The sequence below is a fragment of the Pseudomonas sp. H3_A02 genome, from assembly GCF_054671965.1.
In genome coordinates this window covers 6,477,684-6,501,675 of the sequence record NZ_CP162807.1, presented here as the reverse complement: position 1 = coordinate 6,501,675, position 23,992 = coordinate 6,477,684, and the positions used below count along the sequence as shown (strand labels likewise).

21 protein-coding genes are annotated in these 23,992 nt (G+C 62.1%); 8 read left to right on the top strand and 13 right to left on the bottom strand.

Translation table 11 applies throughout. From position 1 onward, the window contains the following. Nucleotides 1-25 precede the first annotated feature (25 nt). Entirely contained in the window at nucleotides 26-808 is a 783-nt protein-coding gene (locus AB4N80_RS28670; RefSeq protein ID WP_122568730.1) for a class I SAM-dependent methyltransferase, read from the top strand. Between the two features lie 159 nt (nucleotides 809-967). Here AB4N80_RS28670 and AB4N80_RS28665 read toward each other — a convergent pair whose 3' ends face one another. After that, nucleotides 968-1,603, bottom strand: coding sequence for a TetR/AcrR family transcriptional regulator (locus AB4N80_RS28665; RefSeq protein WP_122568729.1), 636 nt, complete (start codon nucleotides 1,601-1,603; stop codon nucleotides 968-970). 94 nt (nucleotides 1,604-1,697) lie between these two features. Here AB4N80_RS28665 and AB4N80_RS28660 point away from each other — a divergent pair, with 94 nt between their 5' ends. Both AB4N80_RS28660 and AB4N80_RS28655 read left to right on the top strand, forming a co-directional pair. Beyond that, nucleotides 1,698-2,798 carry an efflux RND transporter periplasmic adaptor subunit gene (locus AB4N80_RS28660; protein WP_354338101.1) on the top strand — a complete coding sequence of 367 codons (1,101 nt, stop codon included), beginning with the start codon at nucleotides 1,698-1,700 and terminating at the stop codon, nucleotides 2,796-2,798. Between the two features lie 6 nt (nucleotides 2,799-2,804). After that, the gene (locus tag AB4N80_RS28655) at nucleotides 2,805-5,870 is read left to right on the top strand and encodes an efflux RND transporter permease subunit (protein ID WP_305482800.1); all 3,066 of its coding nucleotides are present in this window, start codon (nucleotides 2,805-2,807) and stop codon (nucleotides 5,868-5,870) included. Between the two features lie 160 nt (nucleotides 5,871-6,030). On the opposite strand, the gene AB4N80_RS28650 is transcribed toward AB4N80_RS28655, so the two are convergent. From AB4N80_RS28650 to plsB, 4 genes are all read right to left on the bottom strand, one after another. After that, nucleotides 6,031-6,720 carry a DUF4197 domain-containing protein gene (locus AB4N80_RS28650; RefSeq protein WP_122568726.1) on the bottom strand — a complete coding sequence of 230 codons (690 nt, stop codon included), beginning with the start codon at nucleotides 6,718-6,720 and terminating at the stop codon, nucleotides 6,031-6,033. A gap of 32 nt (nucleotides 6,721-6,752) precedes the next feature. Then, nucleotides 6,753-7,148, bottom strand: coding sequence for a YbaY family lipoprotein (locus AB4N80_RS28645; protein WP_122568725.1), 396 nt, complete (start codon nucleotides 7,146-7,148; stop codon nucleotides 6,753-6,755). Nucleotides 7,149-7,241: 93 nt separating this feature from the next. Next, entirely contained in the window at nucleotides 7,242-7,613 is a 372-nt protein-coding gene (locus tag AB4N80_RS28640; protein WP_122568724.1) for a hypothetical protein, read from the bottom strand. Nucleotides 7,614-7,800: 187 nt separating this feature from the next. Further along, complete coding sequence (gene plsB, locus AB4N80_RS28635) at nucleotides 7,801-10,299, bottom strand: glycerol-3-phosphate 1-O-acyltransferase PlsB (protein ID WP_122568723.1); 2,499 nt, start codon at nucleotides 10,297-10,299, stop codon at nucleotides 7,801-7,803. A 222-nt stretch (nucleotides 10,300-10,521) separates the two neighbouring features. On the opposite strand from plsB, the gene AB4N80_RS28630 reads away from it, so the two are divergent. After that, nucleotides 10,522-10,731 (top strand): cold shock domain-containing protein, encoded by a 210-nt coding sequence (locus AB4N80_RS28630; protein WP_003198198.1) that lies wholly within the window; start codon nucleotides 10,522-10,524, stop codon nucleotides 10,729-10,731. Between the two features lie 161 nt (nucleotides 10,732-10,892). On the opposite strand, the gene AB4N80_RS28625 is transcribed toward AB4N80_RS28630, so the two are convergent. The 3 genes from AB4N80_RS28625 to dapE all read right to left on the bottom strand — a co-directional run bounded on the left by AB4N80_RS28625 (nucleotide 10,893) and on the right by dapE (nucleotide 13,316). Continuing rightward, entirely contained in the window at nucleotides 10,893-11,270 is a 378-nt protein-coding gene (locus AB4N80_RS28625; protein WP_053182357.1) for a hypothetical protein, read from the bottom strand. Nucleotides 11,271-11,355: 85 nt separating this feature from the next. Beyond that, nucleotides 11,356-12,165, bottom strand: coding sequence for a putative RNA methyltransferase (locus tag AB4N80_RS28620; protein ID WP_354338108.1), 810 nt, complete (start codon nucleotides 12,163-12,165; stop codon nucleotides 11,356-11,358). Further along, nucleotides 12,165-13,316, bottom strand: a complete 1,152-nt coding sequence (gene dapE / locus AB4N80_RS28615) for a succinyl-diaminopimelate desuccinylase (protein WP_122568721.1) — start codon at nucleotides 13,314-13,316, stop codon at nucleotides 12,165-12,167. The genes AB4N80_RS28620 and dapE overlap by 1 nt, the downstream gene beginning before the upstream one ends. A 400-nt stretch (nucleotides 13,317-13,716) precedes the next feature. Here dapE and tcdA point away from each other — a divergent pair, with 400 nt between their 5' ends. Then, nucleotides 13,717-14,529 carry a tRNA cyclic N6-threonylcarbamoyladenosine(37) synthase TcdA gene (gene tcdA, locus AB4N80_RS28610; RefSeq protein ID WP_436278758.1) on the top strand — a complete coding sequence of 271 codons (813 nt, stop codon included), beginning with the start codon at nucleotides 13,717-13,719 and terminating at the stop codon, nucleotides 14,527-14,529. A 116-nt stretch (nucleotides 14,530-14,645) separates the two neighbouring features. Here tcdA and AB4N80_RS28605 read toward each other — a convergent pair whose 3' ends face one another. From AB4N80_RS28605 to AB4N80_RS28590, 4 genes are all read right to left on the bottom strand, one after another. Then, entirely contained in the window at nucleotides 14,646-15,050 is a 405-nt protein-coding gene (locus AB4N80_RS28605) for a SufE family protein (protein WP_305482804.1), read from the bottom strand. Next, on the bottom strand, nucleotides 15,047-16,252 hold the full coding sequence (locus AB4N80_RS28600; protein ID WP_460080038.1) for an aminotransferase class V-fold PLP-dependent enzyme: 1,206 nt from the start codon (nucleotides 16,250-16,252) through the stop codon (nucleotides 15,047-15,049). Before AB4N80_RS28600 ends, AB4N80_RS28605 begins: the two co-directional genes overlap by 4 nt. A 177-nt stretch (nucleotides 16,253-16,429) precedes the next feature. Further along, a complete protein-coding gene (gene dapD / locus AB4N80_RS28595; RefSeq protein WP_122565479.1) occupies nucleotides 16,430-17,464 on the bottom strand; it encodes a 2,3,4,5-tetrahydropyridine-2,6-dicarboxylate N-succinyltransferase in 1,035 nt (344 codons plus the stop codon). Between the two features lie 32 nt (nucleotides 17,465-17,496). Next, on the bottom strand, nucleotides 17,497-17,859 hold the full coding sequence (locus tag AB4N80_RS28590; RefSeq protein ID WP_122565478.1) for an ArsC family reductase: 363 nt from the start codon (nucleotides 17,857-17,859) through the stop codon (nucleotides 17,497-17,499). A gap of 175 nt (nucleotides 17,860-18,034) precedes the next feature. On the opposite strand from AB4N80_RS28590, the gene AB4N80_RS28585 reads away from it, so the two are divergent. The 3 genes from AB4N80_RS28585 to AB4N80_RS28575 all read left to right on the top strand — a co-directional run bounded on the left by AB4N80_RS28585 (nucleotide 18,035) and on the right by AB4N80_RS28575 (nucleotide 22,405). Beyond that, complete coding sequence (locus AB4N80_RS28585) at nucleotides 18,035-19,390, top strand: type III effector protein RopAA (protein WP_305491775.1); 1,356 nt, start codon at nucleotides 18,035-18,037, stop codon at nucleotides 19,388-19,390. 183 nt (nucleotides 19,391-19,573) lie between these two features. Continuing rightward, entirely contained in the window at nucleotides 19,574-21,220 is a 1,647-nt protein-coding gene (locus AB4N80_RS28580) for a Na+/H+ antiporter (RefSeq protein WP_460080034.1), read from the top strand. A gap of 822 nt (nucleotides 21,221-22,042) precedes the next feature. Continuing rightward, on the top strand, nucleotides 22,043-22,405 hold the full coding sequence (locus AB4N80_RS28575) for a DUF6124 family protein (protein WP_460080032.1): 363 nt from the start codon (nucleotides 22,043-22,045) through the stop codon (nucleotides 22,403-22,405). 344 nt (nucleotides 22,406-22,749) lie between these two features. On the opposite strand, the gene dapC is transcribed toward AB4N80_RS28575, so the two are convergent. Next, complete coding sequence (gene dapC / locus AB4N80_RS28570; protein ID WP_122565475.1) at nucleotides 22,750-23,949, bottom strand: succinyldiaminopimelate transaminase; 1,200 nt, start codon at nucleotides 23,947-23,949, stop codon at nucleotides 22,750-22,752. Nucleotides 23,950-23,992: the final 43 nt, after the last annotated feature.

The window sequence follows — 23,992 nt, the reverse complement described above, 5'->3', positions numbered from 1 at the left end:
TCCTTAATTTTTTGAGCATGTTTCCATGAGTGAGCAACCTGCGGCCTGCCGTATCCATGTCGAGGCCCTGGCCCCGGCCTTCCAACCGCAGGCCGAGCACTGGGCCGAGCGGCTTGGCCTGCCTTTGCAAGTGGACGAGGGCGAGTTTGCCTTGCAGGTCGGCGAGCAGGGGTTGCAATTGCAGCAGTTGGGCCCGGATGCGCCAGGGCCGGTGCGCGTGGACTTCGTCGAAGGTGGCGCGGCTCATCGGCGCTTGTACGGCGGCGGCAGTGGCCAGATGATCGCCAAGGCAGTCGGCGTTGCCCAAGGCGTGCGTCCGCGGGTGCTGGATGCCACGGCCGGGTTGGGCAAGGATGCCTTTGTGCTGGCCAGCCTGGGCTGCGACATGAGCCTGATCGAGCGCCAGCCGCTGATTGGCGCCTTGCTGGAAGATGGCCTGGCCCGTGGGGCAGAGGACTTCGAGGTGGCGCCGATCGTAGCGCGCATGCGTTTGCTCAAGGGCAACTCCATCGAGGTGATGCGCAACTGGGAAGGCGAACCGCCCCAGGTGATCTACCTCGACCCGATGTTCCCTCATCGTGAGAAAACCGCCCTGGTGAAGAAGGAGATGCGTCTGTTCCGGCCCCTGGTGGGCGATGACCCGGACGCTCCGGCACTGCTCGCCGCGGCCCTGGCCCTGGCGACGCATCGGGTGGTGGTCAAGCGTCCGCGCAAGGCACCGTGCATCGAAGGGCCGAAGCCGAGCCATGGGCTCGATGGCAAATCCAGTCGCTACGACATCTACCCGAAGAAAGCGCTCAAGCCCTGATCTGTGGGAAAAGGTGTTTTGTCGGAGAAGAATGATCTGTGGGAGCAAAGCTTGCTCGCGACGAACGATGACGCGGTGTTCTGAGAGATCGCAGCGCCGCCATCGCGAGCAAGCTTTGCTCCCACAGGCCCACCTCAGTCAGAAAAAACTGTGGCTGGCCTAAGGCCGATAAGCCCGCATGAACAACCCCACCACTTCCTGCACATGAGCCTCGGCGGCTTCGGGTTCCGGGGCCGCGCCGCAGCCAGTCAACAACCGGAAATTCGCCGCGCCCTTGATCAGGCAGAAAAAGTGCTCGGCGGCATTGCGCGGTTTGTCGATGCTCAGGGCGCCGTTCTGGTTGACCTTGGTCAGCAGCCGCTCCATACCTGAGAGCATCCGCAGCGGACCAGCTTCGTAGAAAATCGTCGACAGCTTCGGGTCTTGGCTGCCCAAGGCCATGATCAGCCGATGCAGGTTCAACGATTCATCGCTGTTGATCAGTTGGTTGAACCCGCGGGCAATGTTCAGCAGCACCTGCTCGATCGGAACGCCGTCGGGCCATTCGTAAAATAGCGACGGTACCTGTTCTTCACATTTGGCCATCACGGCAGCGGAAAACAGCGTCTCCTTGTCGTTGAAATGGCTGTAGACCGTCAGCTTCGAAACCCCCGCCTCGGTGGCGACGGCGTCCATGCTGGTATTGGCATACCCCATGCTCAGGAACAGACGTTTCGCCGCGTCCAGAATGGCCTGGCGCTTGGCCAGGTCCTTAGGGCGACCAGGGCCGCTGGTGGATGAAGGATTGTTCGACATTTCTTCGCTTTAATACTGGACTGGTGAGTTTGCTATTAATAACATACTCGCCAGTATAATTATTCCAAGCACCATTAGCGAAAGGTCACTCGCCATGTTCCGCTATGCCCTGCCCCTCGCCATGCCAGTCGCCCTGGCTTTTTTATTGTCTGCGTGCGGTCATGACGAGCCGGCGGCCGTCGCCGTGCGCCCCGCCATGGTGGTCAAGCCCGAGCCTTCGGCCCAGGCGATGGACAGTTACCCTGGCGAAGTGCGGGCCCGTTTCGAGCCCGACCTGGCCTTTCGCATTGGCGGCAAAGTGAGCCGACGGTTGGTGGAAGAGGGCCAGCGGGTCAAGGCCAATCAGCCGCTGGCCGAGCTCGATCCCGAAGATGTGCGCCTGCAACTGGAAGCGACCCGTGCCCAGGTCGCCGCCGCCGAGGCCAACCTGAACCTGGTTCGTGCCGAACGTGATCGCTACAAAACCTTGATGGAGCGGCAGATGGTCAGCCGCTCCCAGTTCGACAACGCCGAAAACCTTTATCGCTCCGGCACCGCACGGCTCAAGCAGATCAAGGCCGAGTTCGATGTCGCCAACAACCAGGCCAGCTATTCGGTGCTGCGTGCGCCCCAGGATGGCGTGGTGGCCCGGCGTTCGGTGGAAGTCGGGCAGGTAGTTTCGGCTGGGCAAACCGTCTTCACCCTGGCCACCGACGGCGAGCGTGAAGTACTGATCAGCCTGCCGGAGCAAGGTTTTGGCCGGTTCAAGATCGGCCAGCCGGTCTCGGTCGAACTGTGGAGCCAGCCCGACCAGCGTTTCAGCGGGCGTATCCGCGAACTGTCGCCCGCTGCCGATCCCAAGTCCCGTACCTTTGCTGCTCGCGTGGCCTTCACGGCCGGCAGCGTTCCGGCGGAGCTGGGCCAAAGCGCGCGGGTGTTTATCCAGACTGCCGACACGGTGCCGCTGTCGGTGCCCTTGTCGGCCCTGACGGCTGAAAATGGCGCCACCTATGTCTGGGTGGTCAACGCCAACAACACCGTGAAAAAAGTCCCGGTGCGAGTCGGCGCCTTCGGCGAAAAAAACGTGCCGGTGCTCGAAGGCCTCAGCCCCGATGACTGGGTGGTGGCGGCCGGCGTGCATGTGCTCCTCGACGGCCAGCAGGTACGGCCGGTGGATCGCTCCAACCGTATGGTCAATCTGACGGCCAAGGAGTAATCCGCGATGGGTTTCAATCTTTCCGAATGGGCGCTGCGTAACCGCCAGATCGTACTGTTCCTGATGCTATTGCTGGCCATCGTCGGTGCGCTTTCCTACACCAAGCTTGGCCAGAGCGAAGACCCGCCATTCACCTTCAAGGCCATGGTCATTCGCACAGTGTGGCCGGGGGCGACGGCCGAGGAAGTGTCGCGCCAAGTCACCGAGCGTATCGAAAAGAAGCTGATGGAAACCGGCGATTACGAAAAGATCGTTTCGTTCTCCCGCCCGGGGGAATCCCAAGTGACTTTCGCGGCGCGCGACTCCATGCATTCGGCACAGATTCCCGAGCTGTGGTACCAACTGCGCAAGAAGATCGGCGATATCCGCCACACCTTGCCGCCGGATGTACAGGGCCCGTTCTTCAACGATGAATTCGGGACCACCTTCGGCAATATCTACGCGCTGACCGGCGAAGGGTTCGACTACGCCGTGCTCAAGGACTACGCCGATCGCATCCAGATCCAGCTGCAGCGGGTCAAGGACGTGGGCAAGGTCGAACTGATCGGTTTGCAGGACGAGAAAATCTGGATCGAACTGTCAAACGTGAAGCTGGCGACCCTTGGCCTGCCCTTGGCGGCTGTCCAGCAGGCCCTTGAAGAGCAAAACACGGTCTCCACCGCAGGCTTCTTCGAAACCGGCAGCGAGCGATTGCAGCTACGGGTTTCGGGGAATTTCCAGACCGTGGAAGAGATCCGCAGTTTCCCGATCCGGGTCGGTGATCGTACGTTCCGTATCAGCGACCTGGCGGACGTGCGCCGTGGTTTCAACGACCCGCCGGCGCCACGTATGCGCTTCATGGGCGAGGATGCCATCGGTCTGGCCGTGGCGATGAAGCAAGGCGGGGATATCCTGGTTCTGGGCAAGGCCCTTGAGGTCGACTTTGCTCGTATCCAGAACACCCTGCCGGCCGGCATGCAATTGCACAAGGTGTCGGACCAGCCGGCAGCGGTGAAGACCGGGGTCGGTGAGTTCGTCCAGGTGCTGGTGGAAGCGCTGACGATCGTGCTGCTGGTGAGCTTTTTCTCCCTGGGGTTGCGCACCGGGATGGTGGTGGCCCTGGCGATCCCATTGGTGCTGGCGATGACGTTCGCCGCCATGTATTACCTGGGGATCGGCCTGCACAAGATTTCCCTCGGCGCGCTGGTATTGGCCCTGGGGCTGCTGGTGGACGACGCGATCATCGCGGTGGAGATGATGGCGATCAAGATGGAGCAGGGCTATGACCGGATCAAGGCCGCCAGTTTCGCCTGGACCAGCACCGCATTCCCGATGCTCACCGGTACGTTGATTACGGCGGCGGGCTTCCTGCCAATCGCCACCGCGCAATCGGGCACCGGCGAATACACCCGCTCGATTTTCCAGGTCGTGACCCTGGCGCTGGTCGCCTCCTGGGTGGCCGCCGTGGTGTTCGTGCCGTATCTGGGGGAAAAGCTCCTGCCGGACCTGGCGAAAATTCATGCGGCCAAACATGGCACGACTGACGGCCAGACCGACCCTTACGGCACGCCGTTTTACCAGCGTGTCCGGCGGATGGTGGAGTGGTGCGTGCGTCGGCGCAAAACCGTCATCCTGCTGACCGTGCTGTTGTTCGTCGGCTCTGTGGTGTTGTTCCGGTTCGTGCCGCAGCAGTTCTTCCCGGCATCGGGGCGGCTGGAGCTGATGGTCGACCTGAAACTGCAGGAAGGCGCCTCCCTGAGCAACACCGCCGAGCAGGTCAAGCGCCTGGAAGCGCTGCTCAAGGACCATGCCGGCATCGACAACTATGTGGCCTACGTCGGCACCGGTTCACCGCGCTTCTACCTGCCGCTGGACCAACAACTGCCGGCCTCCAGCTTCGCCCAGTTCGTGGTGCTGGCCAAGACCATCGAAGACCGTGAGCCTTTGCGCAGTTGGTTGATCGCGACCCTGAACGAACAATTCCCGACCTTGCGCTCGAGGGTCACTCGCCTGGAAAACGGCCCGCCGGTCGGCTACCCGGTGCAGTTCCGCGTCACGGGTGAGCACATCGAAGAAGTCCGGGCCCTGGCGCGGAAAGTGGCGACGAAAGTTCGCGAAAACCCCTACGTGGTCAATGTGCATCTGGACTGGGAAGAGCCGAGCAAGGTGGTGTACCTGAACGTCGACCAGGACCGCGCCCGGGCCTTGGGCGTCAGCACCACCCACCTGGCGAGTTTCCTGCGCAGCTCTCTCACCGGCTCCAGCGTCAGCCAGTACCGGGAGGACAACGAACTGATCGAAATCCTGCTGCGCGGTACGGTGCATGAGCGCACCGAGCTGTCGTTGCTGCCGAGCCTGGCGGTGCCGACCGACAACGGCAAGAGCGTGGCCCTGTCGCAGATCGCGACCTTGGAGTACGGCTTCGAAGAGGGCGTGATCTGGCACCGCAACCGTCTGCCGAGCGTGACCGTACGGGCCGATATCTACGGCAAGGAACAGCCGGCGACCCTGGTGCAGCAGATTTTCCCGACCCTGGAGCCGATTCGTGCCGAACTGCCGGACGGTTACCTGCTGGAAGTGGGCGGTACGGTGGAGGATTCGGCCCGCGGCCAGAAATCGGTGAATGCCGGCGTGCCGTTGTTCATCGTGGTGGTGCTGACGTTGCTGATGCTGCAACTGCGCAGTTTCTCCCGCACGGCCATGGTGTTCCTCACCGCGCCCCTGGGGTTGATCGGCGTCACGCTGTTCCTGCTGGTATTCCGTCAGCCGTTCGGTTTTGTCGCCATGCTCGGTACCATCGCGCTGTCGGGGATGATCATGCGCAACTCGGTGATCCTGGTGGACCAGATCGAACAGGACATCAAGGCCGGGCTGGCGCCTTGGCAGGCGATCATCGAAGCCACGGTTCGGCGCTTCCGCCCGATTGTGCTCACCGCATTGGCTGCGGTGCTGGCGATGATCCCGCTGTCGCGCAGCTTGTTCTTTGGCCCTATGGCTGTGGCGATCATGGGCGGCTTGATCGTGGCTACGGCGTTGACGCTGTTGTTCCTGCCGGCGTTGTATGCGGCGTGGTTCAGGGTCAAGAAAACCTGATAACCGCAGGCTGATTGTTTAATGTGCCGCCGCCTTCGCGAGCAAGCCCGCTCCCACATTCGACCGTATTTCCATGGAGGAACGCGGTTAAATGTGGGAGCGGGCTTGCTCGCGAAGGGGGCGTGACAGTCAATCAAGATACTGGATTGAAAACCCCGGATCAGAGGGTACCGAAAACCTTCTTCGCCAAACTGGTCGCCGCAGCCGCCGGGTTCTGGCGAATGGTGGCTTCCTGCTTGCCGATCATCTCGAACAACCCGTCCAGCGCCTGCTCGGTCACGTAGTTTTCGATGTTGGCGCTCTTGGCGTCCAGCACGCCGAACGTCGCGGCCTGGCCGGCGAAGGCATTGTATTTCTGGGCCAGGCCGACCTTGTCGGTGGCTTGCTTGACGATGGGCAGAAACTTGGCGCGGATCTGCTCGCGGCTGCTCTTGTTCAGGTATTGAGTGGCCGAGTCGTTGCCGCCGCTGAGGATGCCCTTGGCATCGCTCACGCTCATGTTCTTCACGGCATTGACCAGAATCGGCTGGGCCTGGACCACGGCGGCTTCAGCAGCCTGGTTCATGCTGGTTTCCAGCTGATCGACCTGCTCACCCATGCCGAAGGCCTTCATCTTGCTGGCGACTTTGCCCAGCTTGCCTGGCAGCTCGATCTTCACCTCCGGGTTGTTGCTGAAGCCGCCGGGTGTACCCAGTTGCTTGACCGCCACCTGCGCACCTTGGGTCAAGGCGTCCTTGAGGCCACCGGTGGCATCTTGTTGCGACAGGTCGCCCAGGGACAGGGCCATGGCATTGGCGCAGATCAACAGGCCCGCGCACAGGCCGGTGAAACGGAGGGTAGAGCGGAGCATGATGGCGTCCTTGAAAAAAGTGGAAAACAGAATCAGCGTGCGGCGTTGACGCGGATCTTCAACGGCTGCGGATCCTTGCCATCGAGTTGCACGGCGTGCTGTTCAGTGGTGATGAACATCAGCTGGCCGTCCACTTCGATGCGGGCGCTCACGGCATAACGATGGCCGGGCTTGACCTGGGCGGGATCATAACTGAGGTGGAACGGCAGCGGGACCTGGCCTTTGACCGGGCCGCTCTGCTCATCGAGCACTACCGCAGGGGCGTCGGCCATGGAAACGTCCTGCAGGCTCACGCTCAAGGTGGCGTTGGGCGGCAGGGCGATGCGTTGCAGGTAGAAGACTTCGCCGTCGAGGGACGCGGAGGGTGGGGTTGCCGATTGGCAAGCGGCCAGTAAGGCCATGGATGCAAGCAGAGCGAGTTTTTTCATGGGAAAGTACCTGGCTCATTGACGCCAGCCAACGCGGGCGTCAATGAGCATTTAGCGGGTTTGTGTTCAAGCATCGCTGCGTAACGTCGCGGCTCAGGAATCGAACGCGGGGGCTTGAACAGTTTCAGCCAGCGATGCTGGCGCCAGGCTCAGGGGGATGTCAACGTGTTGATCGCCGCCGTCCCAGGTGAAAGTCTGTTCGGTATCAAGGAAAAGAGCGGTATCGCCTCGGTACATTTGCGCCTTTACCGAGAGTTTCTCGCCTACGGACGCCGTCTCGGCACTGATCTGGAAGCGATACTGCCAAGGCTGCTGGAGTGGCCCCCTTGGCGCCATGTTGGAGCCCTGGCCGCCGCTGCTGCTGATCTGCATACCGTCGGCATTTCGAACACTGATTTCGGCACGGCCGGCTTCCGGAAGTTCATAGCCTTCGGGCAGTTGCAGGGTGAGGGTGATGATGTTCATGTTGAATTCCTTTTCAATACGTCGACATTGACGTGGGCCCATCCTAGAGGCCTGCTCCAAAGTTCTCTGTAGGTCTTTTCTTCGTTTGACGTCGCCTTAGCCTCTGCGCAGCGTCGGAGTACGCCTGGCGATTCACCCATCCACCCACCGGAACCGTTCCCTGTTCACGGTGAGTGATCGGCCAAGGTCAAATGTCCGGGCTGACGGCGACCTCCGCCGCATCTTCACTGCGATGCAACGCCACCTGGCGAATCGACAGGCGAATTTCCGCCGGCAGCACCCGCTTGGCCGCGCCTTCGGCCAGTTCGCCCAGGAGCTCGTGGTAGCTGAGTTTGCCGGCCTCGTCGCGGCGCAGCACATCCAGGTCCAGCATCGTCTGGATGAAGTGACGGAACAGGCTCTTATCGAAGAATTCCGGCGCATTCAGGCCATGCAGGATCGACAGGCGCTGGGCCATGACGGTGCAGAGGTCTTCCAGTTCTTCGGCGCTGATGGTGTTCTGACCGCTGTTGAGCAGCAGCGAGACGGTCATGTAGAAGCGCTGCAAGGTCTGGGCAATGCTCTTCGACAGCAGGGTCAGCAGCACGAAGTGCCGCGAACTCGGCGCCGGCCGCAGGTACAGGTCGTTTTCGAAACGCAGCAGGCCCTGTTCGACAAACGCCTCGAGCCACTGGTCGATCACACCGTCCAGTTCTTCCAGCGACCAGCGAATGAACAACTCCGATTGCAGGTACGGGTACAACGCGTGGGTGTAGCGCAGGATCTGTTCGCGGCTCATGCGCGAGCTGCTCTGGAAGAAGCTCGCCAGCAATGCCGGCAGGGCGAAGATGTGCAGTACGTTGTTGCGGTAGTAGGTCATCAGCACCGCGTTCTGCTCGTCCAGGTACAGAATCTTGCCCAAGGCATCGCTCTGTTCCGACAGCAGGTCCATGCCCTTCACGTGTTCGATCAGCGCTTGGCCATCGCCTTCGGGCAGGGTGGTGTGGGGCGAGTACGGGACTTTGCGCAGCAACGCCAGGTACAGGTCCAGCACCCGCGCCATGGCGCGGTCGTCCAGGGCCAGGCGGCTGGTGGACAGCAGCGCCAGGGCGACGAGGTTGACCGGGTTGATGGCCGCGGCTTCGTTCAGGTGCCGGGCCACGCGCTCGCCGAGGCGATGGGTGGTCGCGTTGAGCCAGGCCGGTTTGAATTGCGGGCCCAATTCCTGTTGGCGCCAACCGGGCTGTTCGCTGTCGAGGAATTCCGCCAGTTTGATCGGCTCGCCGAAGTTCACCGCCACCTGGCCGAAGCGCTGCTTGAGGGCGCCGATGACCTTGAAAATGTCGAAGATCGATTCTTTCTTCTTGCTGGCCCCGCGCAGCTCGCCCAGGTAGGTGCGGCCTTCCAGCACCCGCTCATAACCGATGTACACCGGCACGAACACGATGGGCATGCGCGAGGAACGCAGGAAACTGCGCAAGGTGATGGCGAGCATGCCGGTCTTGGGTTGCAGCATGCGCCCGGTGCGCGAGCGACCGCCCTCGACGAAGTACTCCACCGGAAAGCCTTTGGTGAACAGCGTGTGCAGGTATTCGTTGAACACGGCGGTGTAGAGCGGGTTGCCCTTGAAGGTACGGCGCATGAAGAACGCCCCGCCTCGGCGCAACAGGCCGCCAATCACCGGCATGTTGAGGTTGATGCCGGCGGCGATGTGCGGTGGCGTCAGGCCGTTGCGAAACAGCAGGTAGGACAGCAGCAGGTAATCGATGTGGCTGCGGTGGCACGGCACGTAGATGACTTCGTGGCCCTGGGCGACGTTCTGCACGCCTTCGATGTGGTTGACCTTGATGCCGTCGTAGATTTTGTTCCAGAACCAGCTCAGCACCACTTCCAGGAAACGGATCGCGGTGTAGGTGTAGTCCGAGGCGATCTCGTTGCCGTAGCGCAGGGCCTGGGCCTTGGCTTTTTCCGGGGAGATCTTTTCCCGCTCGGCTTCCTCGGCAATCGCTTGCTTGACCAGCGGCTGGTTCAACAAGCCCTTGACCAGGTTGCGTCGGTGGGAAATGTCCGGGCCGATGACCGCCGCTTTCAGATTGCGGAAGTGCACCCGCAGGATTCGCTGGGCCATGCGCACGGTGCGTTCGTGGCCCTTGTCGTGTTCGATCAGTTCGCGCAGGTGGATTGGTGCGGAGAATTGCACGCGAGTCTTGCGCCCCAGAATCATGATGCTCAGCAGGCGACGCAAGCGCCCGGTGACGGCCCAGCTGTCGGCGAACAACAGCTTCCAGGGGCTGGATTCGCTGTCGGGCGACTGCCCCCAGAACACGCTGACCGGGATGATCTGGGCGTCTTCGGCGGCATTGTGGGTCAGGGCGTCGACCAGTCGCGTCAGGGTGGGCGGCGCGCCGCGCTTGTCCTGTCGCCCGATCCAGTCCGGCGCCGGCGTCAGGTAGAAAAACGCCGCCGGCTCCAGCAGGTTGCCCACGGACACCGGCAATACCGGACGGGGCAGGCCGGCCTTGGTGCATTCGGTATCGAGCACCGCCAGGTCGGTGAGCGAAGGATCTTGCAGGACGTAGAACACCGGACGACTGCGGTCGAGGTTGAGGGTAAAGGACGACTGGTTGATGGTCTCGGAGCGAACCCAGAGGTACAACAGTCGGCGCAGGGTGCCAAACACAAGACGACGGAACGGGGAGCGGGTCATACGGCTTCTGCATGAGTGGATAAGATCAAGCGGCCGCTAGTGTGCCGGATTCGTCGAAAATCGGCAAAAAAGCGGCGAAGTAAAGTCAGTTGAGAGTTTTTGTGTCTGTCATATACTCGGCCAGTGACTGCCACGGCCTCCCTTATGGACGGCTGGACAGCTAACGTTCGTACGGCTTTCCCTCGAAAAGCCGACTTAAAAATAAAAATGGGAGTGAGCATCATGGCAGCACGGGAAACCGGCAGTGTGAAGTGGTTCAACGACGCCAAAGGCTACGGCTTCATCCAGCGTGAAGGTGGGGCGGATGTGTTCGTGCATTACCGCGCCATCCGTGGCGAAGGCCACCGTTCACTGACCGAAGGCCAGCAGGTCGAGTACGCGGTGGTGGAAGGGCAGAAGGGCTTGCAGGCTGAGGATGTGGTGGGGTTGTAACCCCACGCCTGAAGCCCAGGTAGATCCCTGTGGGAGCAAAGCTTGCTCGCGATAGTGATAGGTCAGCTTGCATCAATGTTGAATGTACTTCAGCCATCGCGAGCAAGCTTTGCTCCCACAGTGCCCCCACATTTGGATCTAGTCTGGACCTGAGACGGGTGTCACGCTGTCTTCCAGGTAATCTCCTCTTCCCCATCGGCGCTGATGCGAATCCAGCGATCCGCCGATTCTTCCCCTTCTTCCTCCACCCACGACCCAGGCGCGCAGCGCACTTCGACGTTCAGTGCGGCGAAGGCGGCGCGGGCGCAGGCGATGTCGTCTTCCCACGGGGTCTGGTCGCTTTCCAGGTACAGGCTGTTCCATTTGCCCACGGCTTTTGGCAGCCAGGTCACCGGGATGCTGCCGGCCTTGCACTTGTAGGTCTGGCCTTTCTGTACCCAGTCGCTGCACGGGCCCAGGGCTTGGCCGAGCCAGGCGGCGATGGCCTTGTGGTCGACGTCGGCGTCTTTGAGGTAAATCTCGATATCGGGTTGGCGCATGGATGTCCTCGCTGCGGTCTTGAAAAATCCATTCGCGGATTTAACTGGCCCCGAACGGTTGCCCGGGGTCCGGAATCAAAAAAGGTTATTGAAGAACGAAATAATCGTAGCGCATCGACACCGTGACCTCGAACGGCTCGGCCTGCTCGATCACGCTGGCGCGGCGTTCGGCGCTGGCGCGCCAGCCGTGGGGCGTCATGGCCAGCAGGTTGGCGCGGTCCTGGCCGTTGTCGAGGGTCAGCTTGAATTCGAGGGTTTCGCTGTGATCCAGCACCATGCCCGACGGCACCAGGGCCAGGTGCTTGTCGTCGGTGTATTCGCGCACTTCGTCATACAGGCGCTCGCGCAACTCCATCAGGTGGCCGGCGGTGGGGCCGACTTTCATCAGGCCGCCGCCGGGGCTGAGCAGGCGCTTGGCCTCCTGCCAGTCCAGCGGGCTGAACACGCTGACCAGGAACTGGCAGCAACCGTCCGCCAACGGCACCCGCGCCATGCTGGCGATCAACCAGGTCAACTGCGGGCTGCGTTTGCAGGCGCGCTTGACCGCCTCGCGGGAAATGTCCAAGGCGTAGCCATCGGCATGGGGCAACGCCTCAGCGATCTGCGCGGTGTAGTAGCCCTCGCCACAGCCGATGTCCAGCCAGCGCCCAGGCGCGCGTTCGGCGGCCAGTTCCGCCAGGCGCCGGGCGACCGGGGCGTAGTGCCCAGCGTTGAGAAAATCGCGGCGGGCCTCGACCATGGCCTGGTTGTCGCCGGGGTCGCGGCTGTTTTTGTGCTGCACCGGCAGCAGGTTCAGGTAACCCTGGCGCGCGCGGTCGAAGCGATGGCCGGCCGGGCACACCACGCCGTTGTCCACCGCGTTCAGCGGTTCACTGCAGATCGGGCAGGCAAGCATCAGGCGAGCAACTTGATCAGCGTCTTGTAGTAGATCTCGGTCAGCACGTCGAGATCGGCCGCCAGCACGCGCTCGTTGACCTGGTGGATGGTCGCGTTGACCGGCCCCAGTTCCACGACTTGCGTGCCCATGGTGGCGATGAAGCGACCATCGGAGGTGCCGCCGCTGGTGGACGCCTGGGTCTCGCGCCCGGTGACGTCCCGGATGCTCGACGACACCGCATCGAGCAGTGCACCCGGCTCGGTGAGGAACGGCAGGCCGGACAAGGCCCAGTCGATGTGCCAGTCCAGTTGATGCTTGTCGAGGATGTCGGCGACGCGCTGTTGCAGGCCTTCGACGGTGGACTCGGTGGAGAAGCGGAAATTGAACACCGCCTCCAAGTCACCCGGGATCACGTTGGTGGCGCCGGTGCCGGAATTGAGGTTGGAGATCTGGAAGCTGGTCGGCGGGAAGAAGTCGTTGCCGTGGTCCCAATGCTCGGCGGCCAATTCAGCCAAGGCGGGCGCGGCAAGGTGGATCGGGTTCTTCGCCAGGTGTGGATAAGCCACGTGGCCTTGCTTGCCGCGCACGGTCAGTTTGGCGCCGAGGGAACCACGACGGCCGTTCTTGACCACATCGCCCACCAAGGTGGTGCTCGACGGTTCGCCGACGATGCACCAGTCCAGTCGCTCCTGGCGGGCCTTGAGGCGTTCGACCACGGCTTTGGTGCCGTGGTGGGCCGGGCCTTCTTCATCGCTGGTGATCAGGAAGGTCAGCGAACCTTTGTGGTCCGGGTAATCGGCGACGAACCGTTCGGCCGCCACCACCATTGCCGCCAGGCTGCCTTTCATGTCTGCTGCGCCACGGCCACAGAGCATGCCTTGCTCATCAATGACCGCATCGAACGGGTCGAGCTGCCAGGCCTGCACCGGGCCGGTCGGCACCACGTCGGTGTGCCCGGCGAAGCACAGCACCGGGCCGTCCTGCTTGCCATGGCTGGCCCAGAAGTTATCCACATCCTCGATGCGCATCGGCTCGAGCGTAAAGCCCGCGTTGCCCAGGCGCTGCATCATCAATTTCTGGCAATCGGCATCCACCGGCGTCACCGACGGACGGCGGATCAGGTCGCAGGCGAGTTGCAGGGTCGGCGAGAGGTCGGCGTGGGCCGTCATGGAAAACTCCGGAAAGCTGGAAAGGAGATCACAGTCCATGTGGGAGCGGGCTTGCTCGCGAAGCTTTTAGCGTCAGTGATGACGCCTTCGCGAGCAAGCCCGCTCCCACAGGTCCTGAGTGCGACCGTTGAATTGTATTCGGTCGAGGCTTACAAAATGGCGGTTATCTTATAGCAAAACGACCACCATGGGCCCTGGTGCTGGTCAGTTGGAACACAAATCCTGTGGGAGCGAGCTTGCTCGCGATGGCGGTGGATCAGTCGATACTCTATTGACTGGGCTGACGCCATCGCGAGCAAGCTCGCTCCCACAAGGGGAAATTGGTCGGATTCATTTCGCGACCGGCTCGAATTGCCGCGGCAAAGCCCTATAATGCGCGCCGGTTTTTGGGGTAATGGTCATGAGTACAGAAGATCCACGGTTTGCCGGCATCGCCCGTTTGTATGGCATCGAAGGCCTGGAGCGCCTGCGGGCGGCCCATGTGGCGATTGTCGGCGTCGGCGGTGTCGGTTCCTGGGCGGCGGAAGCCATTGCCCGTTGCGGCGTGGGCGAGATTTCGCTGTTCGACCTGGATGATGTCTGCGTCAGCAACGCCAACCGTCAGTTGCACGCCCTGGACAGCACCGTCGGCAAGCCCAAGGTCGAGGTGATGGCCGAGCGGCTGCGGGGGATCAACCCCGACTGCACTGTGCACGCGGTGGCCGACTTCGTCACCCGCGACACCATGGCCGAGTACATCACGCCGAACATCGACTGTGTGATCGACTGCATCGACAGCGTCAACGCCAAGGCTGCGCTGATCGCCTGGTGCAAGCGCCGCAAGATCCAGATCATCACCACCGGCGGTGCGGGCGGGCAGATCGACCCGACGCTGATCCAGGTCTGCGACCTCAACCGTACGTTCAACGATCCGCTGGCCTCCAAGGTGCGCTCCACTCTGCGCCGCGACTACGGCTTCTCCCGCACCGTGACCCGTCACTACAGCGTGCCTTGCGTGTTCTCCACCGAACAGCTGCGCTATCCGAAGCCGGACGGCAGCATTTGCCTGCAGAAGAGTTTTGTCGGCGACGGCGTCAAGCTCGACTGCGCCGGTGGGTTCGGCGCGGTGATGATGGTCACGGCGACGTTCGGCATGGTCGCGGCGACCAAGGCTGTGGATAAGATCGTGGCGGGTGTGCGGCGGCCGGCGGATAGGACCAAGCCTCAGGTTTGAGGGTGGGGCAGATGGCCTCATCGCGAGCAAGCTCGCTCCCACATTGGATCTCATGGAACACAAATTTTGTGTACGACACAAATCCCCTGTGGGAGCGAGCTTGCTCGCGATGGCGATTATTCAGTCAACTCAAACATCCGCTGCAACACCGCATTCAAGCCATTGCTACGCGACGGCGACAGCTGCCGCGACAATCCCAACTGATTGAACCAATCCGGCAAATCCACCTGCTGCAACTCGTCAGCGGACAATCCGTTGACCCGCGCCAGCAGCAACGCCACCAACCCACGGATCAACCGCGCATCGCTGCTGGCGGAAAACTTCCAGTGCCCGTCATGCAAGCGACCCACCAACCACACCTGGCTTTCACAGCCGTGGACGAGGTTGGCTTCGCACTTGTCCTCGTCGCTCAGGGGCGGCAGGCGTTCGCCCCATTGCATCAGCAATCGGGCGCGTTGTTCCCAGCCGGAGGCGTCCTGGAAAATCTGCAGCGCGGCGACGGCATCGGCAGGCAGGTTCATCGGAGCATCTCCAAGGCCTGGTCCAAGGCCTCGAAGAACCGTTCGAGGTCGGCAGAGTCGTTGTACAGCGCCAGCGACACCCGAATCGCCCCGGACAGCTTCAAGTGCTTGAACAACGGCATCGCGCAGTGATGCCCGGCGCGCACGGCGATGCCTTGCTCGGTCAGCAGGTGCGCCAGGTCGGCGTTGTGGATGCCTTCGACCACGAAGCTGACCAGGGCCAGGCGCGGGTTGCCCACCAGGCGCACGCCGTTGCGGGCCAACAGGCCATGGAGCAGGTAGTCATGCAACGCCGCCTCATGGTCGATGACCGCCTGCGGGTCGAGGTCGGACAGGTAATCCAGAGTTGCGCCCAACCCGATCACGCTGGCAATCGGCGGCGTGCCGGCTTCGAAGCCCAACGGCGCTGGCCGGAAGGTGGCGCTGTGGTAATCGGCCTGTTGCACCATTTCGCCGCCGAACTGCCAATGGCGCAGGTGGCCAAGGGCTTCGGTACGGCCAAACAGCACACCCAGCCCGTCGGGGCCGTAGAGTTTGTGGCTGGAAAACACGTAAAAGTCGCAGCCCAGCGCCTCCACGTCGTGGCGGCCATGGACCACGCCTTGGGCACCGTCGATTACCGTTAGCGCGCCTTGGGCCTTGGCCAGGGCCAGCAGCGCCGGCACGGGCTGCCAGGCCCCCAGCACATTGGATAACTGGCTCACTGCCAGCAAGCGCGTACGCGGGCCGATCAGCTCGGCGGCGGTGCCCGCATCGATCACGCCGTCGGCATCCAGTGGCAACACCACCAGGGTCAATGAACGGCGCTCGGCCAGTTGCTGCCACGGCAGCAGGTTGGCGTGGTGTTCCAGGGCGCTGATGACGATCTCATCGCCCGGGTTGAATAGATGTTCCAGCCCGTAGGCCAGCAGGTTCAGCGCCGAAGTGGCGCCGTGGGTGAAGACGATTTGCCCGCAGTTTCCGGCATTGAGCCATTGCGAGACCTTGAGACGGCTGTCCTCGAACGCCTGGGTGGCATGGGCGCCCGGCAAATGTTGCGCACGGTGCACGTTGGCCGCGCCGTTGGCGTAGTAGTGCGTCAGGGCGTCCAGCAGGGCTTGGGGCTTTTGCGTGGTGGCGGCGCTGTCCAGATAGGTCTGGCCTTGCCGTTGCAGGGCGGCGATGGCCGGGAAATCGGCACGCCAGGGGGATTGGATCAACATGCTTTCGGGCCCTGCTGGAATGACGCCGGCCCCCGTGAGGGCGGGCTTTTTTTTGTGGGAGCCGAGCTTGCTCGCGATGAACGATGACGCGGTCTTGCAGTAAAACCGTGTCGCTGCCATCGCGAGCAAGCTCGGCTCCCACAAAAAAGCCCGCTCCCACAGGTGGTGGTGTGAAGCTTAGTTGTGAGCGTGCAGCGCTTCGTTCAGCTCGATGGCCGACTTGTGCGTCTTGCATTCCACCGCGCCGGTCTCGGAGTTGCGGCGGAACAACAGGTCAGGCTGGCCGGCCAGGTCGCGGGCCTTGACCACTTTGACCAGTTGGTTGTTTTCGTCCAGCAGCTTCACTTTGGTGCCGGCGGTCACATACAGGCCCGACTCCACGGTGTTGCGGTCGCCCAGCGGGATACCGATGCCGGCGTTGGCGCCGATCAGGCAGCCTTCGCCAACCTTGATCACGATGTTGCCGCCGCCCGACAGGGTGCCCATGGTCGAGCAACCGCCGCCCAGGTCCGAACCCTTGCCGACGAATACGCCCGCCGAGACTCGGCCTTCGATCATGCCCGGGCCTTCGGTGCCGGCGTTGAAGTTGACGAAACCTTCGTGCATCACGGTGGTGCCTTCGCCCACGTAGGCGCCCAGGCGGACCCGCGCGGCATCGGCGATACGCACACCGGCCGGAACCACGTAGTCGGTCATTTTCGGGAACTTGTCCACGGAGAACACTTCCAGCAACTCGCCACGCAGGCGGGCTTCGAGCTGGTGCTCGGCCAGTTCGCTCAGGTCGATCGCGCCCTGGCTGGTCCAGGCCACGTTCGGCAGCAGTGGGAAAATGCCGGCCAGGTTCAGGCCGTGGGGCTTGACCAGGCGATGGGACAGCAGGTGCAGCTTGAGGTAGGCCTCAGGGGTGGAGCTCAGTTGGGCGTCTTCGGCCAGCAGGGTGGCGACCAGCGGCTTGTGACTTTCAGCCAGGCGGGTCAGTAGCGCGGCTTGCGCGGCATCGACGCCCTTGAGGGCTTCGGCCAGTTGCGAGGCCTGGGCGGTGGTGAAGGTGATGGCCTGGTTGCCTTCGCTGTAGCCAAGGATCGGCGCGACAGCGGCAACGATCTCAGCCGACGGCTTGAGCAGCGGCTGTGCGTAGAACACCTCCAGCCAGGCGCCTTCACGGTTTTGGGTGCCGACGCCGAAGGCCAGGCTGAACAGGGTAGTGGACATGAAATTACCTCTACAAAATGGACTGGGCAGGCTTACTTGATCTCTGCCGCATAAATATCTGGCTTGAAGCCAATCAGGGTTCGGTCACCGAGGTCAAGCACCGGGCGCTTGATCATCGAGGGTTGGGCGAGCATCAGTTCGATGGCTTTCGTCTGGTCGAGATCGGCTTTGCGTTCGTCGTCGAGTTTGCGAAAGGTCGTACCGGCACGGTTCAACACCACCTGCCAGCCATGCTCGTTGCACCATTGGGTCAGGTGCTCACGGTCGATGCCGGCAGTTTTGTAATCGTGAAAGTCATAGCGCACCGCGTGATCATCGAGCCAGGTGCGCGCCTTTTTCATCGTGTCACAGGCTTTGATGCCGAAAAGCTGTAAGTGCTTGTTTTCCTTGGGCATGAATGCTCCCCCAAAACGTTCCCGGTATCGTCCTGAAAATCAGCGGACGATTATGCCACGTCGTTCCTTTCAGTGCCTTGACTGTCGCGACGGATCGGACGAGGCGGAACCGACAGGAAAGAAGTGACCACACAGCGCAAGTAAACCCAAGATTTTACGCACAGGAGACCCGCCCATGGATTCCATCTCTCTGACACCGCCCCATCCACTGACGCATCAAGCTGAAGAAACACTTCCGCCCCATTCAACAACATCGACCACCGGGACCGCTGCATCCGTCCCGATCGGCCCTGTCACGGCTGAACAGGACCTGGCAAATCGGACTGGTGCAATCAAGGCCCAGCTCACCCGGGTATTCGAGCCGCATATAAACGGTGCCAATCGCCAGGCCTTCGAAGCACTGATCGACGATCGTTCGCGTACCTTGGCCAATGACGGGGAAACCGCGGAAAGCGTCGACGCCGTGCTGACCAAAGGCTCGCGGCTGGATCGCGCGTCCCATGACACTGTTGGATTCGTTCGTTCGGTTCCCTTCGGCGCGGCGTCCATTGCGCTGGACTTCGCCCCGGCGGTGACCGGCAATGGCTCGATTACCGCGCCGTTGGCGCTGTCGGCGATTGCCGGCCTAGTCAGCAGCGCCGCCGACACGGTTGGCAATGGCCTGATCAAGCGCGCCACCAGCGACACCCAGTGGCTGGCGGCCGAAAATGCCGATCTGGAGCCGGTCATGCAGGAAGCCGCCCAGGCGGTGAAGCCGAGCCTGACGACCCAGGCTATCGAAGGCAGCCTGACTTTCCAGACCTTCTCCGCGCGAAACGTGTTGCGCACGGTCATCCAACCCGTCGTGACGAAGACCGTCGATGCGCAAACGGGCAGCAAGGTGGATTCGGTGATAGCTGCCGTCGGTTCTCCGCTTTCAGGCATGGCCGCCTATGACCTGCAACATTCCATCGATAAATCGAAACACCGGATTGGCCCGGAATACCTGTTGGGGCGTCAAGACTGGCATCAGCGTTACAAGGACCTCAAGAATTATGGCGTAGGGAGTGCTGCGTTGGGCATTGCGAAGCGGGTCGGCAGCCTGCCGCTGGACGTGATGCGCGATGGCAGCAAATCGCTGCAAGCCTTGGTTACGCCGACAGGCTTGGTCAGTAGTCTCGGAGCGTTGGCCGGCGGTATTACTGCGATCGGCATGGCCCAGACCGCCGCTGTCAACGCAGCCAGGAGCGCCGGGATTTCGCCTGCCGGTGTTGCGGCGGCTGGCAAGGCGACGGTTACGGCCACGATGGCCCCGGTGCTCGCCGCCTGGGTGACAACGGGAGTGATGACCCAGCCGTTGGCGGACAAGGCCTCCGCCGCGTTGGACAGGCTATCCGCCGGTCCCGCTCATCCGGATGAGCTGCAGGGAATGTTGCCCTTGGTCGAAGTGTCGACGGCCGAACAGATCGGGGAAGATAGCGACAATGAGGGAGACGGCGTCGATGTTGTCTCGGGTCGTTCGACCCTCAATGCCGCTGAGCGAGCTGTTTAGCTTCGGATAGTCGCCGGTCGCTCCTGCCGCGTGGAGGTTGGGAGGGGCCAAGGGGCGACTGCGCATTGACGCTGCCGAGGTGCGACCAATGTGCAAAGGCGGTGGTTCACCCTGGCAGTTAATATGGTACTTCACCGGCCAGCTGTTGCCGCAGATGTGTATGGCTGTCATTGGAAGTCCGTTATGCAAAGCGCCTATACCGTCCTGATCCTGTTGATGTTGGTGGGCGTGTCGCGCCTGATCGGACGGTTGATCCCGCTGCCGTTGCCCCTGGTGCAGATCGGCGCCGGTGCCTTGCTGGCCTGGCCGTCCCTGGGACTGCACGTGGCCCTCGATCCTGAGCTGTTCCTGTTTCTCTTCTTGCCACCGCTGCTGTTCTCCGACGGCTGGCGCATGCCCAAGCGCGAGTTATGGCGCCTGCGTGGGCCGATACTGACGCTGGCGGTGGGGCTGGTGTTATTCACGGTGGTGGGCGCCGGTTATTTCATTCATTGGCTGCTGCCGAGTATCCCGTTGCCGGTGGCCTTTGCCCTGGCCGCGGTGCTGTCGCCGACCGACGCGGTGGCGGTGTCGGCGATTGCCCGTGACCGTCTGCCCGCACCTTTGATGCACATGCTCCAGGGCGAGGCGTTGATGAACGACGCGTCGGGCCTGGTGACGTTCAAGTTCGCTCTGGCGGCGGCGATCACCGGGGTGTTTTCCCTGGCGGGCGCGAGCCTGGCCTTCGTCCTGGTGGCGGTCGGCGGCCTGCTGGTGGGCGTGGCCCTGAGTTGGCTGGTGGGCCGCTTGCGGGCCTGGATGATTGCCCGAGGCTGGGACGATCCGGCCACCCACGTGGTGTTCATGTTGCTGCTACCGTTTGCCGCCTATGTGCTGGCTGAACGATTAGGCGCCTCGGGCATTCTCTCGGCGGTGGCGGCGGGGATGATGCAGAGCTGGCTCGACCTGTTGCCGCGCCAGACCGGTACGCGGCTGCTCAATCGCAGCGTCTGGTCGCTGCTGGAGTTCGCTTTCAACGGCTTGATCTTCCTGCTGCTGGGGCTGCAATTGCCGGACATCATCAAGGCGGCGACCAGTCACGAAACCACCCTGTGGCCGACACTGTTCTACCGTTGCCTGGAGGTGGTGGCGATTTTCCTGGTGTTGCTGGTACTGCGGTTTGTCTGGGTACAAAGCATCTGGCGGCTGTCCGGGCTGTTACGTCGCTGGCGTGGCGAGAACGAACTGACGTTCGTGCCGACTGCGCGCTCCTGCTGGTTGCTGACCTTCGGCGGCGTGCGCGGGGCGGTGACGCTGGCGGGCGTGCTGTCGGTGCCGTTGCTGCTGGGGGCGGGCGAGGCGTTTCCCGAGCGCGATTTGCTGATCTTCATTGCCGCCGGGGTGATTCTGTTGTCGCTGATCGCGGCTTGCATCGCTTTACCATTGCTGCTGCGGGGTATCGAGAGGAGCCCTGACGACAAACGTCGCAACGAAGTGCGCGAGGCCTGGCGCAAAACCGCTGAAGCGGCGATCCATGCGTTGGAAGTGGAGGAACCGGCCGAGCTGCCCAGTACACCCGATGCGGCTCAGGCCGCGCTGGCGACCGAGGTCAAGGCGCGCTTGATGTCTGAATATCGCCATCAGTTGGAGGTGTTCAACGACTCCGCCGAAGCCCAGGCGCTGGCGTTCGAAATGGACCTGCTGGAACGCCGGCTGCGCTTGAAGGCCTATCGGGCGCAGCGGCTGGAGTTGTATCGCCTCAGCCGTCATCACCAGATTGGGGATGATGTGCTGCGAGAGGTGCTGGGGGAGTTGGATCTGGCGGAGGCGAATTTGGGGTTGGGTAAATAGCAGCCATGGCGCAAAGCCAATTGTGGCGAGGGGATTTATCCCTGTTGGACTGCGCAGCAGTCCCAACGCAGTCAATTCAAGCTGTCTGATACAGCGGGTTGGTAGATTTGAGGGCTGCTTCGCAGCCCCGCGGGGATAAATCCCCTCGCCACAGGATAGATCACCACCACTTTGCGGATCTTCGGCATTTCAGACGCAACAAAGCCCGGTGTGCCTTGTTCTCATAGCAAGTAAAGCCACCCGAAGGCGGCTTCAATCGACACGCAGTTGAGCTTGCTCCGCCCCGTCTGCGTGGCTGGGTCAACCCTGAGAGGGACCCAGACTCCTGCCAGCTTTCGCTGGTGACGGGGGCGATCATGGCTACTGGTATTAGCGAATTCAAGCCAGCTTGGTTCTTGAAACAGGGCTGCATGAGATTTGTTGAAGTGTTAAACCCGTAAAATCAATGGCTTGCTTTAGGGGGCGCGTTTTATTTCTTTGTCTTGTCTGAGCAAGCGATTGTGGTCTGTCAGACGCACCGAAGTTTCCGACAAGTTTTTAAGGTTGTCCGTCGGAAGCGAGGGCTCTAGCCTCTGGGTGTCGCTGCCAATTCAGCGACCGGACGTGAGAATCCGAATACCCACTATGCGCATAAGCGCCCGCCATATAAAGTGCAGGCGCGTTTCGTCCATACATCATGTTATGGCGGCTGTGCGCGGGCATGTTTCGACATGGCCGGGTATTTAGTGGGTGTTTGACCCGGATTCTCACCCCGCGTACGGCTGCCACTCTCTAGTCCGTGAGAAGGCTTTGTGGCGGCTCCAACACCCAAGGAGCATCCAAATGATCAAAGAAACTCCAAACCCACCAAAACCAGCCTCCACTTTTCCCTACGGCGACTATGCACCCGAAAAGCTGCAAGAGGCAGCCGACCGTGTGTTGGATCAATATCTCAAGCCTGATGACGACAGCAAGTCAGAACCCAAACCCTCAGTACTGCTATTCACTGTGGCTGACGGTATCGACACGGAAGTATTGCTGGCCAACCTCAGCGAAACCCTGGCGTCTGCCAATGCAATGCTCAACGACCTTGCCTTCGATCAGGATGGCTCGCGACGGCATGTCGCATTGGGAGTGGCCCAGATGATTGAGTTGGGGATGTTGTTGGCGAACAAGTGCCTGGATCGGGTAGAGCTTCGGACTTGATGTCATAAGTGCCGGCCTCATCGCGAGCAAGCTTTGCTCCCACAGGATCCGGTATCGATCACAGGTTGTGTGAGCCACACAAGTCCACTGTGGGAGCAAAGCTTGCTCGCGATAAATCGAAAGGCAAACACAAAAATACCTGTGAAGCACTGGACCTGTGGCGAGGGGATTTATCCCCGCTGGGCTGCGTAGCAGCCCTAAAGCAGTGAGCTCAATCTTTCTGACACACCGAGTTGGCTGGTTTGGGGGCCGCTTCGCAGCACAACGGGGATAAATCCCCTCGCCACAGAAGCGGCGGCCACTCCCTCGCCACAACAGCGGTCTACTCAAGTCCTGATGCGGGATTAACCCCGACGTTGGATGAACGCGCGGATCCGCTCCGCCGCTTCCACACATTCAGCCAATGGCGCGACCAAGGCCATGCGCACGCGGCCGGCGCCTGGGTTGACGCCGTCCACATCGCGGGACAGGTACGAGCCCGGCACGACGGTCACGTGTTCCTGTTCGAACAGGTCACGGCAGAACGCCGCATCGTCGCCCGCTACGTTCGGCCACAGGTAGAAGCTGCCGTCGGGGCGTTGCACGTCCAGTACCGGGCTGAGGATTTCCAGTACCGCGTCGAACTTCTCCCGATACAGCGCGCGGTTGGCCCGTACGTGGACTTCGTCGTTCCACGCGGCGATGCTCGCCAGTTGGGTCTGCACGGGCATCGCGCAGCCGTGGTAGGTGCGATACAGCAGGAAACCCTTGAGGATGTCCGCGTCGCCGGCCACGAAACCGGAGCGCAGGCCTGGCAGGTTGGAGCGTTTGGACAGGCTGTGGAACACCACGCAACGCTTGAAGTCCTTGCGACCGAGTTCGACGCAGGCGCTGAGCAGCCCCGGCGGCGGGGTTTGTTCGTCGAAGTAGAGTTCGCTGTAGCACTCATCCGCGGCGATGACGAAGTCATATTCGTCAGCCAGGGCGATGAGTTTCTTCAGCACATCCACCGGGATCAGCGCACCGGTCGGGTTGCCCGGAGAGCACAGGAACAAGATTTGGCAGCGTTTCCAGATGTCTGGCGATACCGCATCGAAATCCGGGTTGAAGCCGTTTTCGTCCAGGCACGGCAGGTAGTGCGGCTTGGCCCCGGCCAGGAACGCCGCGCCTTCGTAGATCTGATAGAACGGGTTCGGGCTGACCACCAGGGCGTCGTCGCCCCGGTTGACCACGGTCTGGGTGAAGGCGAACAAGGCTTCACGGGTGCCGTTGACCGGCAGCACATGGCGCGTCGGGTCCAGCCAGCCGTTCGGCACGCTGAAGCGGCGTTCGCACCAGCCGGCGATGGCTTCACGCAATTCCGGGATACCGAGGGTGGTCGGGTACACGGCCATTTTTTCCAGATTGCTGGCCAGGGCCTCAGCCACGAAGCTGGGTGAGCGATGCTTGGGTTCGCCGATGGACAGCGCGATGGGGCGTTTGTCGGGGTTGGGCGTGACGCTGCCGAGCAAGGCGCGGAGCTTCTCGAACGGGTAGGGCTGCAACTGGTTCAGGGCGTTGTTCATCGGGGGCCTCGTTCAATGTGGGAGCGGGCTTGCTCGCGAAAGC